General features: G+C 69.0%; 12 protein-coding genes. 4 read left to right on the forward strand and 8 right to left on the reverse strand.

Annotated elements, in window-relative coordinates:
- The 6 genes from VMJ70_06065 to VMJ70_06090 all read right to left on the reverse strand — a co-directional run.
- Window positions 1-740: EamA family transporter (locus tag VMJ70_06065; GenBank protein ID HTO90679.1), on the reverse strand; the 740-nt coding region annotated here is incomplete at its 3' end.
- Complete coding sequence (locus VMJ70_06070; GenBank protein ID HTO90680.1) at window positions 737-2,230, reverse strand: MBL fold metallo-hydrolase; 1,494 nt, start codon at window positions 2,228-2,230, stop codon at window positions 737-739. The genes VMJ70_06065 and VMJ70_06070, both read right to left, overlap by 4 nt.
- 29 nt (window positions 2,231-2,259) lie before the next feature.
- Window positions 2,260-3,231 carry an HDOD domain-containing protein gene (locus VMJ70_06075; GenBank protein ID HTO90681.1) on the reverse strand — a complete coding sequence of 324 codons (972 nt, stop codon included), beginning with the start codon at window positions 3,229-3,231 and terminating at the stop codon, window positions 2,260-2,262.
- Window positions 3,232-3,330: 99 nt separating this feature from the next.
- Window positions 3,331-3,876, reverse strand: a complete 546-nt coding sequence (locus VMJ70_06080) for a DinB family protein (GenBank protein HTO90682.1) — start codon at window positions 3,874-3,876, stop codon at window positions 3,331-3,333.
- Window positions 3,873-5,231, reverse strand: coding sequence for an L-lysine 6-transaminase (gene lat / locus VMJ70_06085; protein ID HTO90683.1), 1,359 nt, complete (start codon window positions 5,229-5,231; stop codon window positions 3,873-3,875). Before lat ends, VMJ70_06080 begins: the two co-directional genes overlap by 4 nt.
- Complete coding sequence (locus VMJ70_06090; protein ID HTO90684.1) at window positions 5,228-5,719, reverse strand: Lrp/AsnC family transcriptional regulator; 492 nt, start codon at window positions 5,717-5,719, stop codon at window positions 5,228-5,230. Before VMJ70_06090 ends, lat begins: the two co-directional genes overlap by 4 nt.
- Before the next feature lie 111 nt (window positions 5,720-5,830).
- Here VMJ70_06090 and thrH point away from each other — a divergent pair, with 111 nt between their 5' ends.
- Window positions 5,831-6,451, forward strand: coding sequence for a bifunctional phosphoserine phosphatase/homoserine phosphotransferase ThrH (gene thrH / locus VMJ70_06095; GenBank protein ID HTO90685.1), 621 nt, complete (start codon window positions 5,831-5,833; stop codon window positions 6,449-6,451).
- On the opposite strand, the gene VMJ70_06100 is transcribed toward thrH, so the two are convergent.
- The gene (locus tag VMJ70_06100; GenBank protein ID HTO90686.1) at window positions 6,408-7,139 is read right to left on the reverse strand and encodes a haloacid dehalogenase-like hydrolase; all 732 of its coding nucleotides are present in this window, start codon (window positions 7,137-7,139) and stop codon (window positions 6,408-6,410) included. The genes thrH and VMJ70_06100 overlap by 44 nt on opposite strands.
- Window positions 7,140-7,235: 96 nt before the next feature.
- On the opposite strand from VMJ70_06100, the gene VMJ70_06105 reads away from it, so the two are divergent.
- The 3 genes from VMJ70_06105 to VMJ70_06115 all read left to right on the forward strand — a co-directional run bounded on the left by VMJ70_06105 (window position 7,236) and on the right by VMJ70_06115 (window position 12,981).
- Window positions 7,236-8,462 carry an alpha/beta fold hydrolase gene (locus VMJ70_06105; protein HTO90687.1) on the forward strand — a complete coding sequence of 409 codons (1,227 nt, stop codon included), beginning with the start codon at window positions 7,236-7,238 and terminating at the stop codon, window positions 8,460-8,462.
- Window positions 8,463-8,552: 90 nt separating this feature from the next.
- Window positions 8,553-11,096, forward strand: a complete 2,544-nt coding sequence (locus VMJ70_06110; protein HTO90688.1) for a M14 family zinc carboxypeptidase — start codon at window positions 8,553-8,555, stop codon at window positions 11,094-11,096.
- Between the two features lie 46 nt (window positions 11,097-11,142).
- Entirely contained in the window at window positions 11,143-12,981 is a 1,839-nt protein-coding gene (locus VMJ70_06115) for an alginate lyase family protein (GenBank protein HTO90689.1), read from the forward strand.
- A gap of 21 nt (window positions 12,982-13,002) precedes the next feature.
- Here VMJ70_06115 and VMJ70_06120 read toward each other — a convergent pair whose 3' ends face one another.
- A complete protein-coding gene (locus VMJ70_06120; protein HTO90690.1) occupies window positions 13,003-15,777 on the reverse strand; it encodes a FlgD immunoglobulin-like domain containing protein in 2,775 nt (924 codons plus the stop codon).
- Window positions 15,778-16,069 lie beyond the last annotated feature (292 nt).

Consider the following 16,069-nt stretch of genomic DNA (forward strand, 5'->3'; position numbering starts at 1 on the left):
GGCCCCAGCGACACGATGGTGCCGACGATGCTCACGGCGTGCGAGCGCACCACCAGCAGATAGAGCACGTTGGCGGTGCCGTCCACCAGCGAGCCGGCGATCGCCGGCGCCCGCGATCCAGGCGGCAGGCGCGGTGGCTCGCGCCGCAGCGCGAGCCCCACCAGCGCCACCACGGATCCCGCGGCGCGCGCGGCGATCAGCGGCATCAATCCGGCCGACTCGCCGATGCGTGCGATGCAGACCAGGAACGCGCCGAGTCCGATTCCCGAGAGCACGGCCAGCACGATCACCGGGCGCGCGGCGCGCCGCGGCGCCGTTGCGCCCGCCTCGCTCGCGCTCGAGCTGATCAGCATCACCGCCGGCACCGCGAGCGCGATGCCGATCAGGGCCGCGGTCGTCGGCCGCTCCCCCAACGCGAACCCCGCCATCACGGGAACCGCCACGCCGCACACCGCGACCACCGGCGCCACCACCCCCACCGGCCCGCGCGCCAGCACGTAGTAGAGGCCGGTAACGCCGGTCGCGCCGGCCACGCCCGCCAGCGCGCCCCACAGCATCTCGACCGGCGTGGGACTGCCATGGATCCACGGCGACAGGGCCCACACCGGCAGCGCGCCGATCACGCTTACCATCAGCGTCACCGTGAGCGCCGAAGCGCGGCGCGAGGCCAGGCCCCCCAGGAAATCGGCGCAGCCGAACAGCGCGGCGGCCAGCGCTGCGACCGGAAGTCCGAAGCTCAAGCGCTCCGCCAGCGCTCGCCCTCGCGACGAGCGCGGCCGTCGGCCTCGAGCTTCAGCAGATGCGCGAGCATCGAGCGCTCGGCGAACTTCCAGAGATCTCTCGGGGTATCGGCGTAGACCGCGGGGAGGAGGTCCGCGAGAGTTTGCGGAGAATCGCTCAGCGCCGCCACGACCTTCTTCTCGCGCTCCATGCGGTGGCTCATCAGCGCGCGCAACCGGCGCTCGGCGCCGCCCTGAGGCGAACCGTGCGCGGGGTAGAGAATCTTCGGCGACAGCGCGACCAGCTCGTCCAGCGAATCGAGGTAGGCGCGCATGTCGCCGTCGGGCGGGTCGATGACCACCGTCCCCGAGCCGGCCACGTGGTCTCCGCAGAACAGCGAGCCGCTGGGCTCATGAAACAGACAAACATGATCGCGCGTGTGGCCGGGCGTATGGACGACGCGCAGATCCCACGAGCGCAGCCCCGGCGCGAGCGGGATTTTCTCGCCATCGGCGAGCGCGACGTCGAGGCGCACGTGTTTGCCGCATTCGGGATGCGCGGCGACCGGTACGCGATAGCGGGCCCGGACCGCATCCACCCCGCCGACATGATCGGGATGGTGGTGGCTCAGCACGATCAACTTGAGCTTGCGCCCCTCGCTCGCCAGATGATCGATCAGTGCGCACAGCTCCTCGAGCGCGGCCGGGTCGCCGCTGCCGGGATCGAGCAGTGCGACTTCCTTCTCGCCGATCAGATAGGCGTTGGTGTGGGTGGCCGGCGGCAACGGCCGCGTGGGCATGGCGTGGAGCACGATGCCCCACGACAGCTCGATCCGCCGCACCGGCTGGCGCGAACGCTCGGGGGCGGCGACCAGTTTCTCGGACAGGCGCTCGTCGCCTTCGGCGAGCGCGATCAGCGTCCAGAGGATCGGCGCCGCGAATACTTCTTCGCCGTGGCGGAAGCGATCGAGTCCATCCAGAGGCCGCACCCACTCGCCACTCGAGAGCTCACCGGGACGCACGTTGGGCTCTTGGCCGCTGGGCAGGTGCGCGAGGAAGAAGCAGGTATCGAAGCGGGCGCTCGCGAACGGCGGCGTGGTCCAGCGGCCGGCGGGCGAGAGTGCGCCGGCGTGGAACTTCCAGCCGCGCCGGCGGGCGAGTTCCGGAAAGGTGACACGCCCATCGAGCAGCTCGGTGCGATCGATCTCGAGATGCAAGAATTCGTCAGAACCCAGGGCACCGCCGGATTCGAGTCCGAGCAGGACGCCGGTCTCTTCGAACGCCTCGCGGATCGCGCAGGCGCGCGCCGCGCGGTCGAAGTCGCTCTCGGCGCCCGAAAGCGTGAGTTCGAGATCCTGCGCGTCCACCTTGCCGCCCGGAAATGCGCGGAAGCCGGGCATGTAGGGCACCGCGTCGCCGCGCAGCACCCAGAACACTTCGAGCGAAGCGCCTTCGCCGCGAATCAACACCACGGCGGCGGAGTCGCGAAACTTCGGGCGAGCGGCGTTCATGGAGGCGGCGAACTATAGCCGCTCGCGCCTCAGGCTGCCGCCGCCGGCCCCTCTCCGGCGCCCTCGCCATCCCGCCGCAGCGGCGAGACCGGCGCGCCCACGCCCTTTTCCAGGCGCTCGTGGAGCGAGGCCGGGTCCACGGTCAGCTCGCCGTCGCGCATCAGCTGGCGGAAATCGATCTCGCCGTGGCGGCGCAACACGTGCTCCGCGTGATTGGCGACGTAGAGCAGCTCGCCGAGCATGTCCAGCTCGACCGGCGGCGGCGTTCGCTGGTGATTGCCGACGGCGGTCGCCGCCTCCTCGCCCAGCTTCCAGCGCAAGAGCGCAATGCCTCCGATCGGCTCGTGCAGGCGATCGATCATCCCCTGCAGGGTCGCCGGCGGCACTTTCGCCTCACGATTCTGCTTCTTTCGCAGCTGCGAAAGATGATCGAGGATCACGAGCTTGCCGACGTCGTGCAACAGCCCGAGCGTGAACGCCGACTCGGGCTCGGCCATGAACGCCAGCGCCAGCTCACGAGCGATCGGCGCGGTGCGCGTCATGTGTCCCCAGTAGTCGTCGAGCATCCTCTGATAGGCGTTACCGGGCTTGCAGAGCATGGTCTCGACCAGGCTCGCCGTGACCACCGACTCGACGCCTCGCGCGCCGATCCGCTGCACGGCCTGCCGGATCGAGCTGCATGGCTCGCTGCCCACCCGATAGAAGGCCGCGTTCGCGCGCGCGAGCAACGCCTGGGTGAGCGCCGGGTCGCGCTCGAACAGCCGCACCACTTGTTCGGTGCTGCAGTTGGGGTTGCGCGCCATCGCCAGCGCTTCCTGGGCGGCGGCCGGGGGCTGGCGGATCACGGTCTCGTCGGCGGCCAGCAGCGACTTCATGATGGCCGGAGCGTCACTCGCGCGCGTTTCGGGCGAGGCGTGCTCGAGCAGCGCATGGACGCGTCCGGCGAGCATCCGGTGGAGCGCCTTGGCCGCGAGCTCTTCGCGGGGCGAAAGCGACGGCATTTCGGATGATCCGGCCACGACTCCTCCCTGGTCAGCCCTCAACGCAGAGTTGTCGGAAGGAAGCCTCGCGGACTTGAGGCGCACGCGGCGGAAGGCCGGCTAGGGATTGACTTTGTACATCTCCCGCCATGGGCCGATGTGCGGGTGGAGCTGCGCTCGCATCAATTCCGCGATCTGGCGAGTGTGACCGAGATCGTGCAGCGGCCACTCGTGCAGGAGATCCGAAAGCTTGAAGGGACCGAGGCCGCCATGAACCGCCGGGCGGTCGAGGTCTTCGGCGAGAACCCCACGCAGCACCTCGAGACTGAGCGCGCGCTCGCGGCGAAAATCCGCGAGCCAGTCCGCCAGCGAGCGCAGGAGATAGCGACCGCCCGCGGCGAGCTGCTCGGGATCCACCGCCGGCACCGTCGGCCGATCCTGAGCGAGAATCATCTCCACCCGCCCGCGGAATCCGCGCGGTTCGATGTCGGCGAGATGCCCGACCACTTCCTGAACGCACCAGCGATCCGGCGATGGTTTCCAGCTCACCGATGCGTCGTCCAGGTCGGAGACCAGCGCCGCGACGATGTCCGGCGTTCGCTCGAGCAACGCGAGCCGCGGCACCACGGTCGAGACGATCGGCGGTGCGCCGGACATCGCGCTCATGCCGCTCGGGTGGCGGCCTTGTCGAGCGCGCGGCGCAGGATGCCGAGTGCTTCGTCCACTTCGGCGCCGATGACGTCGAGGGGCGGGCGGAAGCGGAGGCCGGTGTGGCCGCAGGGCAGGATCATCATGCCCAGCTCGAAGCAGCGATCGGCCACCGAGTCGCGCAAGGTCGTGTCGCGGAAATCCAGCGCGCACATCAGGCCCTTGCCGCGCGGATTGCCGGTCAGCTCGGGGCGCTCGGCGGCCAGCGTTTCCAGGCCGCTCTTGAGATGCGCCCCGACGGTGGCGGCGTTCTCGATCAGCCGCTCCTCGTCCATGATCTCGAGGTAGCGCTGGCAGCGCACCATGTCGGCCAGGCTTCCACCCCACGTCGAGTTGATCCGGCTCGAGATGTGGAACACGTTGTCGGGCTCCTCGTCGATCCTCCCGCCCGCCATCATGCCGCACACCTGCACCTTCTTGCCGAACGCCAGCAGGTCGGGGCGCACGTCCCAGTGTTGATGCGCCCACATCCGGCCGGTGAGCCCCATGCCGGTCTGCACTTCGTCGAAGATCAACAGCGCGTCGTTCTCGTGCGCGACGTCGCGCAGCGCGCGCAGGAACTCGGGGCGGAAGTGGTGGTCGCCGCCCTCGGCCTGGATCGGCTCGATCAGCACGCAGCAGATCTCGTCGCGGCGGCTCGCGAACGCGTTCTTGATCTGATCCAGCGATTCGTTCTCGGCGCGCTTGACGCGGGTCAGCTCCTGCTCGTTGGCCGGGAAGCGCAGGCCGGGGCTCGACACGCGCGGCCAGTCGAAATGCGCGAAGTACTGGTACTTGCGCGGATCGGCGGTGTTGGTGAGCGACAGGGCGTAGCCGGAACGGCCATGGAATGCCTGCTGGAAGTGCAGCACCTGCGTGCCCTTTTCCTGGGCGTAGCCCTTGCGGAAGTTGTGGCGCACCTTCCAGTCCATGGCCGCCTTGATCGCGTTTTCGACGCCCAGCGTGCCGCCCGAGATCAGGAACAGGTGCGGCAGGTAATCGGGCATCGCGAGCCGGCCGAAAGTTTCGACGAATTCCGCCATCTCGACGGTGTAGATGTCGGAGTTGGCGGGATTGGCGAGCGCCGCGCGGGTCAGACGCGAGAGAAACTCGGGCTGCTTCATGCCGGGGTGATTGAGGCCGATCGGCAGCGTCGCAAAGAAGGAGAACATGTCGAGCAGCGTGCGACCGCTGCGCGAATCGTAGAGCCGGCGGCCCTTCGACTTCTCGAGGTCGAGCACGATGTCGTAGCCGTCGGCGAGCATGTGCCGGGCGATCGTGGCGTGCACCTCGGCCGGCAGGATGTGCCGTGCGGTCGTCACCTGCGGCTTCACGCGACTCCTCCCTTCGCTGCGGTCACCACGGTCGGGTCCTCCTTCACGCTCTCGAGCACCATGATGGTGCGCGTCTGGCGCACGCCCTCCCGCGCGTTGAGCTGGCTGAGCAGCAACTCGCGCAATGCCAGCATGTCTCGCACGCGCACCTTGAGCAGCAGCGAGAAATCGCCGGTGATGTGATGGCACTCCTGCACGGCTTCGAGCGCGCGTACGTGCTCGATCAACGGTGGCTCGAAGCGCGGGTGCTCGATCGACACCTCGATGAAGGCCACCAGCGACGCGCCCACCGCCTGCGGGTCCACCAGAGCCGTATATCGGCGGATCACCCCGGCCTGCTCCAGCTTCCTCAATCGCTCGTTGACCGAGGCGGTCGAGAGCCCGACGCGCCGGCCGATCTCCGCCTGCGGCATCTTGGCGTCCCGCTGGACCAGGGCCAGGATCTCGTGGTCCCGCTGGTCGAGATGCATGGTCGCATTCACTCTCATCGACATGTGGACATAATACTTTCGTCAATTCGCAAAGGCAAGCGAATAATGTTCGGGTCAGAGCCGACCTCCAGCCCGACGGGCCCGCCCGGATGCTACGCTCGACGGCTCGTGATCTTCGCCCTCGACCTGGAAGGCGTGCTGGCTCCCGAGATCTGGCCCCTGCTCGGAGAGACCTTTCGCGTGCCGGATTTCTCGCTCACCACCCGCGATCTCGGCGACTTCGAGGAGCTGATGCGCCGGCGGGTCTCGGCCGCGCGCGCCGCCGGCCTCACGCTGCGCGAGCTGCAGCGGATCGCGCACGAGGTCCAGCCCTATCTCGGTGCCCGCGAGTTCATCGAGCGCCTGCGCGCCATCGGCAATGTCATCGTCATCTCCGACACGTTCCACGAGTTCAGCGATCCGCTCGCCGGCCGGCTCGGCAACGTCAACCTGTTCGCCAACCAATTCGCGGTGGATTCGAGTGGGCTGATCTCGGGCTTTCAGCTCCGCATCCGGGGTCAGAAGGAACGGATCGTCTCGGGTTTCAAGAGCGCGGGTTTCGCCGTGGCGGCGATGGGCGACAGCCTGAATGACCTGTCGCTGCTCCGCTCGTGCGACTTCCCGGTGCTCTACCGGCCGGTGAAATCGCTGCTCGACCAGTTCCCGGGCGCGCCGGTCGCGCAGCATCTCGACGACGCGCTGGCGCTCATGGAAGCGGCTCGACGGAAGCTGGACGCGAACGGGCGCTGAGGCCCGATCCTTCGAGCGCGCGGGCCCACTCCAGAAGGGCGCGCGGATCCGACAGGTCGTCGAGCAGCAGATCGGGCCGAGTGGCGGCGAGCGCCTCGCGCGCGCGCCCGCCGGTGGCGACCGCCACCGCCCAGGCGCCTGCGGCGCGAGCGCATGCCACGTCGTGCTCGGTGTCGCCGACCACCACGCAACGGGCCGGTGTCACACCGTAGCGCCGGGCGGCGCGCGCGACCGCCACGCGGGCCAGCGCGTCGCGATCCGCGGCCTCCTCGCCGAACGCCCCGAACGCGAACCGCCCGCCGAGCCCGAAGTGAGCCAGCTTGATGCGCGCCATCTGGGTCATGTTGCCGGTGAGCAGCGCGCTCACCCAGTCCGTTTCCCGATCCACCGCGTCCAGCAGGGCGGCGACGCCGGGCAGCAGGGTTCCCCGGTCGGGACGCAGCGCCACCCGCATGTGCGAGAACACCGAATTCCAGAAGCGCGCCTCGTCCTCGAGGTCGAACCGCGCGCCGTGACGCGCCAGGATGTCGCGCAGGATCAGCGGCTCGACGCGACCGGCGAAGGGCACGTCACCGAGCGGATCGGGCCCGGGAAAGCGCTCGGCCACCGCGCGTTCGAAGGCCTCGCGGGCGGCGCCCTCGGTCATCAGCAGGGTGCCGTCGATGTCGAACAGCCAGACGAGCTTCATGGATCGGAGTTGGGCACGCGAAAGGCGCGACGATGTGCGAGTCATGCTAGCATGCTCGGCCGTCTCTCCCAGTCCACTCGGAGGTCGTGACCCGTGATGCGCCCCAGGTTTGCCTCGCTCGCCTCGCTCGCCGCCGCGCTGCTGATCGCCGGCGCCCCCGCTCCATCGCTTGCGAAGAAGACGCCGAAGAGTGGATCGAAGCCTGCGGCCGGATCCTCGGCCCCGGCCGCGCCGAGCGGACCTCAGCCGAGGCTGATCGCGGATCCCGACCAGGTGCGAGCCAGCGAATCGCTCACCTGGAACACGTGGCTTCGCTTCTTCAACCCCCTCGATGTCGGCCTCTACTCGGACAGCGTCCGGTGTCGGTACGAAGACACGGGACCCGGGGAGACCGGGGTCGGGCGCGTGCAAGAGGTCGCCTACGCGGGCATGGCCCAGGCCTTCGGAGCGATCAGCGCGGGCGACAGTGTTTCGTTCAACTACGGCGCCCCGGCGCTGTTCGAAACCGGCAAGGTCACGTTTCACCTCTACACGCATCGCGGCGACGGCGTGAAGTACGTCTCGACCGCGACCTTCGAGGTTCAGCCTGGCCCGATCTCGGAACAACATCCCTCCGAGTTCCTCACCGTGGATGGGAAGAAGGTCGAGACCGTGTTCTTCCAATCGAACAAGGGCAATGGCTCACCGGGTGTGCTGCTCGTTCACGGCGAGGGCTCGCAGGCGCGCGCGCTCTTCAGCACCGCCATCCAGCTCTCGAATCGCGGATATCACGTGATGATGGTGAGCATGCCCGGCTACGGGCAATCCGAGGGGCCGGCGGATCTGATGGGCCCGCACACGCTGGCCGCGGCCGGCGCCGCGCTCGACAGGCTGAAGCGCACGCCGGGGGTGGATTCGCTCCACCTCGGGGCCTGGGGCATCTCGCGCGGGGCGACGGTGGCGGCCGGACTGGCGGCGCAGCGATCCGACCTCGGCTGCGTGATCGCCCAGTCCGGAATCTACGATCTCCAGGCGACCTATCGTGGAACCAAAATGCCGGGGTTCCGCGAGGCGATCGTGGCCGAGGCCGGATCGGACAGCGCCGGCTGGAAGGAACGCTCGCCGATCGTGCGCATTGCCGCGACCCACACGCCGATTCTCGTTCTGCACGGCGAGAACGACACCACCGTCCCCGCCGATCAGGCTCACGCCTACGCGAACGCGCTCAAGACTGCCGGGGTGGCGGTCGAGTCCAGCTTCTTCCCGGGCGCGGGTCATGAGCTGACGCCGGGTCTGGTCACGAGGCCGATCCTGATCTTCCTCGAAGCGACGCTGCACCACTAAACAGCGGCCCGACCCAGCGCGACCCGCGGCGGCCGCGTGCTAGACTTGAGCGCGTCTCATCTGCCGCGCCCAGGCTCCGAGGACCCTCCCATGCCGCGTTCGCCGTTTTCCCCCCGGCTCATTCGCCTGCTGCTCGCCACCGCCGTGATCGCGGTCGTCGTGGTCGTGGCGCCGAGCCGGGCCGCGGTCTTCGACCCTCTTCCCGAGCCGCGCCTGCTGCGGGTGCCGCTCGGCGGCGCGGTCACGCTCGAGGCGCTTCAATCGGCCGGGCTCGACATTGCCGAGGTACACGGCTCGCGCGAAGCGCTGATCGTCGCCTGGCCCCAGGATGAGGCGGCGCTCGCCAGCCGCGGCATCCGCGCCGAGTTGCTCGACGAGCATCCCGGACGCACGGCCGCCACGCTCGCGCGGCGCGAGCTGGCCGCCGGGACGCGCCCCGCGGGCATACGAGTCGTCGGCCGCTCGCGCCCGGGTGGCGTGCAGCACCTCGAGACCCTTCCCCCGTTCGGATCGGGCAGCATGGGCGGCTACTGGACCAACGCCGAGGTGAAAGCCAAGCTCGACGAGCTGGTGGCGGATGACGTCAACGACGTGGTCGCCGACACCGTGGACTCGATCGGCGTGAGCGTTCAGGGCCGGCCGATCTGGGGTCTGATGCTGGGCAAGAGCGTCACCGGACCCGACTCGCGCCCGATCGTGCTGTTGAACGCGCTGACCCACGCGCGCGAGCCGGGCGGCATGCAGGCGCTGTTCTATTTCGTGGACGACCTGCTCGCGGGCTACGGCATCGATCCCTGGAAGACCTATCTGCTCGATCATCGGAGGATCTACATCTGTCCGGTGGTCAATCCCGACGGCTACGAAATCAACTACAACACCTATCTCGCCAGCGGCGGTACCGCCTTCGGCATGTGGCGCAAGAACGCGCGCGACAACAACGGCAATCACACGTTCGATTCCGGCGACGGCGTGGATCTCAACCGCAACTACGGGTACAAGTTCGGGATCGACGAGGTGGGCTCGAGCAGCTCGCCCAGCTCCGACATCTATCGAGGCCCCGGCGCGTTCTCGGAGCCCGAGACCCAGGCGCAGCGCGATCTGATCGTGCGATTGCAGCCGAAATCCGCGATCTCGTTCCACACCTTCAGCGATCTCTTCCTGCACCCGTGGGGCTATCAGGTGAACGCCGCGCCCGATTCGAGCGCGTTCTACGAGTGGGACGACGAGGGCACGTTCGGCAATGGCTACGACGCCGGGCAGTCGACGCGCGTGCTCTACGAAGTGAACGGCGAGTTCAACGACTGGTGTTATGGCGACACGCTTCTGAAGCCCAGGATGTTCACCTGGACGCCCGAGGCCGGCAGCAGCAACGACGGCTTCTGGCCGCCGCCCTCGCGCATGGTGCCGATCTCGCAGGACAATTTGCGCGGCTGCTATCTGGCGGCGGCGATCGCCGGCCCCTACGTGCGCGCCCAGAGCTACGACGTGACCGAGGGCGCGATGCCGATCGGGAACTACGCGCACGTCACGGTTCGGGCTCGCAACCTGGGCCTGGCCCCGACCGGCGCGAGCCTCAACGCCACCCTCGTTTCGCTCGATCCGGGCGCCGAAGTGCTGAGCGGCGCGCTCAGCTACCCGGCCCTCGGCTCGCGAGCGAGCGGCGACGCGTTCTCGGGCGGCAGCTTCCTGGTCGGGACAGCCGATACGTTGACTCCGGGCCGGCTGCTGCGCTTCCGCGTCGAGTTCCGCGACGCGGATGGACTCTATTGCCGGGACACGGTCGAGGTGGCCGCGGGACAGCCGACGGTGCTGCTCAACGACCCGTCCAACAATTTCACCAGCTGGCTGATCGGCGGCGCGTGGGGAATCGTCTCCAACGACCCGCGCCATCCGAGTAAGTACTTCGCCGACAGCCCCTCGGGCGTCTACCCGTCGAACTACAACGGCCGGTTCACCATGAAGGGCTCCCTCGATCTGAGCGCGGTCCCGCACGCGTGGATTCGAATGGATGCGCGCTGGGGACTCGAGACCCATTACGACGGCACCATGGTCGAGGCCAGCCTCGACAGCGTCAACTGGACCGCGCTCCCGGGCCGGGCCACCGTCGCCGGGATCTCCGGCGGCGCTCAGCCGCTGGGGCAGCCGGTGTACGAAGGCCAGCGCTTCAACTGGCGCACCGAGCGCGTGGATCTCACGCCGTTCTGCTCGCCGGCCGCGACGCGGGTGCGTCTGCGCTTCCGCACGGTCTCCGATGGCGGCACCGAGTTCGACGGTTTCAATTTCGATTCGCTGAGGATTGAGATCTATGATCCCTCCGCGCAGCCGGCGACGGTGGCGGTGGGGCCGATCGCGCACGCGAGCCTCGAGTTCTCGGCGCCCGCGCCGAATCCGGCCGTGGGGCGCACCGTGTTCTCGTTCTCGTTGCCGCGCGCCGGACGCGCGCGACTCGAGGTGATGGACATCGCAGGCCGGCGCGTGGCGCTGCTGGCCGACGAACGCTTGACCCCGAATCGCTACGTGAGGGGCTGGGATCTGCGCGACGATCAGGGCCGGGTCGTCGCGCCGGGAGTGTATCTGGCGCGACTTTCGACGGTGGACGGCGCGCGCCTGCAGCGGGTGGTCGTGATCCATTGAGACGCGCCCCCGGGAAGGCCGGACCTCCGCCTTCCAACCGGAGCCGATGACCGATCGGGGTTGGAAGCTGCGCCGCCTGATGGCCATGTCGCCGGAGGAAGTGGCTCACCGCCTCGGTGCGGCCGCGCGCGATCGATTCCTTCCTCCGGCCTGGAGCCGCTGGTCCGCGAGCGAGGCCGCCGGGCGCCTGCTCAACTCGCACGTGGACGCCGCCTCGGCGCGTGAACTGTGGAATGCCGTGGCGCATCTGCCTGCGGCGGCCGACTGCGCGGGGACCCTCGCCGCCGCGAACCACCTCAGCGAGGGGCGCTGGACGCTGTTCTCGCGCGAGGTGCTGCTCGAGGATCCTCCGCGCTGGAACGTCGATCCGCTGAGCGAGATCGCCTGGCCGGAAGGTCCGAGCGCCGCACTCGACTATCGAATCGCGCCCGAGGGCTCGAGCGCCAAGGCGGTGTGGGAAGCGGGGCGTCTCACGATGCTGCCATCGCTGGCGCTGGCCGCGCGGCTCACCGGCGACGCCCGCCATGCCGAGCGCGCGCGCCGCTGGCTCGCCGACTTCATCGCCGGGAATCCGCTCGGGAGCGGCATCCATCACACCAGCGGGATCGAGATGGCGATTCGCGTTCTGACCATCGGCTGGACGCTGGCACTGCTCGGCGACGACTCGCCCGCGGCCCGCGCCTTCATGGCTCAGCAGGCGCTGTGGTGCCGCGCGCATCTCAGCATCGGCTCGAGCGCCAACAATCATTTGCTCGCCGAGTACGCGGCCATGGTGGTGGCGGGGGCGGGAATCCCCGGCCTGGCGACTGGCCCGCGACTGCTGCGCGAGGGGCTGGAGGGGATCGAGCGCGAGCTGCAACGGCAGATCCATGGCGACGGCGTCACCGCCGAGCAGGCGTTTCGCTACCTGCCGTTCGTGTGGGAACTGCTCCTGCCCGCGCTGCTGCTCGCCGAACGCGCGGGCCACAAGGCGAGCGAGCCGATTCGACAGCGGCTCGCGCTTTCGCTCGAGTTCGCGCGCGCCCTGCGCCGGGCGGATGGCACGCTCCCGCCGATCGGCGACGACGACGACGCGCGCGTCCTGCTCGCCGATCAAGCGGAGAGCCGCCTGGATCTCGCCGGCAACGCGCTCGCGGCCTGGCTCGGGGCGCCGGCGCTCGCCGAGGGCGCGAATGCGCTCGCCTCGCTGTTGTGCGGCGCGAGTCCGCCGCCCGCCGCGCGGGCCAGCGAAGGCACGCGCACGTTTCGCGAAGGGGGCGTCACCGTGTGGCGGCACCGCGAGGCTTTCGCGACGCTCGATCATGGCCCGCTCGGGCTCGGCACGATCGCCGCACACGGGCACGCCGACGCGTTGTCACTGACGCTGCGGCTTGGGCGGGACGATCTGATCGTGGATCCGGGGACACTCGCCTACTTCGATGACGAGCGCCTCCGGGTCGTCACGCGCGCCACGCCCTCGCACAGCACCGTCAGCTTCGGCGGCCGCAGCCAGAGCGAAATGCTCGGGCCGTTCCTTTGGGGCCGCCGCGCGCGCGTGGTGGCGCATCGCGAGGGGTGGTGGTGCGAGTGGTGGAGCGGCGAGCGCCATTTCCGGCGCGTGCAGTTTTCGCCCGGCGAGCTCGCGATCCAGGACGACACCGCCGGTCCGGCGCCCGAGATCGTGTTCGCGCTGGCGCCCCGCGCCGACGTGCGCGTGCAGGGCGGCCGCGCGGTGGTCACGATCGGGAGCTCGACCGCCCGCATCGATGCCGAGGGCGTCGCCGGCTGGCGCGTGGAGCCGGCCGAATGCGCGCCGGCCTACGGGCGCCGCCAGGCGTCGACGCGCATCGTCGCGCGCATGCCCGACGAGCGCTGCCGGACGGTGGTGAGGTTCGGCGCGAAGTAGCCGCGGGCCGCGCCGCGCGAATCAACGCACGATCGCCACCCGCCGCGAGCCCGCTTCGCGGCCCGCGACCTCGAGTCCCACGAAGTAGACGCCGGCCTGGACTTCGGCGCCCGAATCGCTGCGGCCATCCCAGCGCGACTGGTGCGCGCCGGCGGCGAGCGTCCCGAGATCGAGCACGCGCACGCGCCGGCCCGATACGTCGTGCACACTCACGCGAACTTCTCCCGCGCGCGCCAGCGAGAACGTGAGCCGCGCCTCGCCACGACTGGGATTGGGGCCGAGCGCCTGCAACGAGGTCGCGCCACCGCCCCCGAGAGCGACGCCGGCGGCCCAGTTGACGGCCAGCACGGCGAGGCTGCTCGTGTCGGGGCCGCAGTCGCTCGCCATGATGAGCTGATAGCTGCCCTCGTCGTAGTGCGTCACACCGTGAAGCGTGAGCCTCGGACTTTCCGTTCCACCAATCACCGAACCGCCGAGCGCCGAGCCGTCGTGGACCGCGATGCCATTCCGATACCACTGGAAGGTGAGCGGCGCGTAGCCGTCGGCGGCTTGCGCCGCGAACGTGACGTCATCGCCCTGATTCACGGTCTGCGAATTGGGTTGATAGGCGAACCACGGCAATCCGGTTTCGGCGTACCGAGCCCAGGTGGGCGCGGCGAGGATGGCGTTCTTCACTTCCGAGAACGTGCCGCCTGCCTGGATCTCGCCGCCGAAATCGGCCAGCGCGAACACGGTGGCGTTGGTGCCGCCGCCGGCATCGTGCCAGGCCCCATCCCAGTAAGCGATGTTATTGGCGCTGACGTTGCCGGCGCCGGTGAAACTGCCGCCGATGTAGAGACGCGGGCCAGTCGAGACCAGCGAGCGGATGAATCCGTTGGTGCCGCCGGTTCCGAACGTCGAGTAGATCGAGCCGTTGTATTGAGCGAGATCGGGCGAGCTGTTGATGCCAGCGAAATCACCGCCGATCACCAGCTGACCGTTGTGCACCTCGAGGGCGTAGACGCTGCCGACGAAATTTCCGCCCACCTGGGTCCAGTTCGTCCCGTCGAATCGCGCGAGCCCGCCGGTGGAGACGCCATTGGCCGTGGTGAACGTGCCGCCGACGTAGAGATTCCCGTTGTAGACTCTGAGCGCGTAGACCGGGCCGTTCATGCCGGTGCCGAGCGCTTCCCAGAGCTGACTGCCCTCGTTCCAGCGAGCGATGTTGTTGACCGTGGTGCCGCCTGAGTTGGTGAAGGAGCCGCCCGCGTAGGTGTTGTTGTTGTAGCGCTCGATCGCGTTCACCTGCCCGGTGAAGCCCGCGCCCATCGCTTCCCACGCCGGCGGTGGGAACGCCACGTTGGTCTGATCCCAGCGCGCGATGTTGCTCGCGGCGACGCCGCCGGCGTGCGCGAAAGTGCCCCCCGCGACCAGCTCGTTGGCGCCTGTGAGTCCTGAGTACTTGAAGGCCTTGAGCGCGCTCACCGCGCCGTCCATGCCAGTCCCGAGCGGGGAGAGCGTCACGCCATCCCAGCCGGTGATGAACTGAGCGGCCTGGGTGCTGTTGGTGGACTGATGGAAATTGCCGCCGGCCACCACGTGTCCCAGATAGGGGGTCATAGCCAACACGCTGGTTGCGGTGCCACCTCCGAACCCGGCCCATTCGAGCCCATTCCAGCGCGCGAGTCCATTGACCGGCTGGCCGTCCGCAATGGAAAAATCCCCGCCCGCAATCAGCTCGCTTCCATAAACCGCCATGGCCCGTACGGTGCCGTCGGTGCCGCCGCCGAGCGGTTGCCAGATCGAACCATTCCAGCGCGCGATGTGCGCGGCCGGCGAGCCACCGGCAGTGGTGAACGTTCCTCCTGCGATCAACTCCCCGTCGTACACGACCAGACACTTGACCGAGTCGCCGACGCCCACGCCGAACGAGTGCCAGCTCCCATCCCACTGGGCGATGTGATTCATGGGAATGTGGGAGGCGCCCTGCGAGGTGAACGCTCCCGCCACGACCAGGTTGCCGTTGAACAGCGTCATGGCGTCGACCTCGGCGTTGAACCCGCCGCCCATCTGGCCCCAACTCGAGCCATTCCACGCCGCGATGTACTCGCCGGGGGCGCAACTGCACTCGAAGGAGCTGAAAGTGCCGCCGATGATCAGCTGGCCGCCGAATTGGTTGATAGCGAACACTTCGTCGATGGTGATCGGGCCTTCCTCCCATTCCGAGTTGCCGTTCCATTCGGCAAGCCCGTGCGCGCCCTGGCCGGTGCAGGTGACGCTGGTGGTGTCGGTGTTCCACGCCGTGAGGTTTCCACCGGTGCAGAGAGTGCTGCCGACGTACCCGAAGCAGCGAACGTTGCTGGGCGTCACGTTGGTGAAGTTGGCGCGGCAGCCGTCGGTATCCATGGCCACCCAGTGCGTTCCGTTCCAGAGATTGGCGCCGCTGATGTTGATCCCGTTCCCGTCACCGCCCGCGACCAGGTTGCCGTTGTACGACGAAAGCGCCCGAACGCTGGTGATGTTGGGCAGCGAGGTGAATGGACGCCATTGCCCGGTCGAGGGATCGAGATAGGCGATGTTGATCGCGGTCACTCCGGTGATCTCGCTGAACAGGCCGCCCACGACCAGCACCGGTGGAAGCGGGCCCGCGCCGTCGACGTCGGCGACCGTCAGCGCGTAGATGTGGCCGTTGGTGCCGATCGCTCCGGTGCCATTGTCCATCGGGCCGGGAATCCAGTCGGGGCATTGGGCCAGCGCACGGAGCGGAGCAAGGCCAAGCAGCAGCACGGCCAGAACTGGGATCCGGCGGGGGAGCATGAACGACACCTCGGAGGGATCTTCCCGGTCGCGCGCGACGCGGGCGGTGGGGAATGGGGTCTAGTCAGGATACGCGCGCGGGCAGCGGTTTCGCCACGGTTACTTGCGCGCCGGAGCCGGTGAGGGCGCGAATCCGCTGCACGATTCAGCGAACGATCGCCACCTGCCGCTCCCCCGCCCGCCGGCCTTCGACTTCGAGTGCCACGAAATAGACGCCGGCCCGCGCTCTCGAACCGGAATCCTCGAGCCCGTCCCAGCTCGACTCGTGGTGTCCCGCGCTCAACGTGCCCAG

Origin of the sequence: Candidatus Sulfotelmatobacter sp. (genome assembly GCA_035498555.1) — a bacterium.
GTDB lineage: Bacteria > Eisenbacteria > RBG-16-71-46 > RBG-16-71-46 > RBG-16-71-46 > DATKAB01.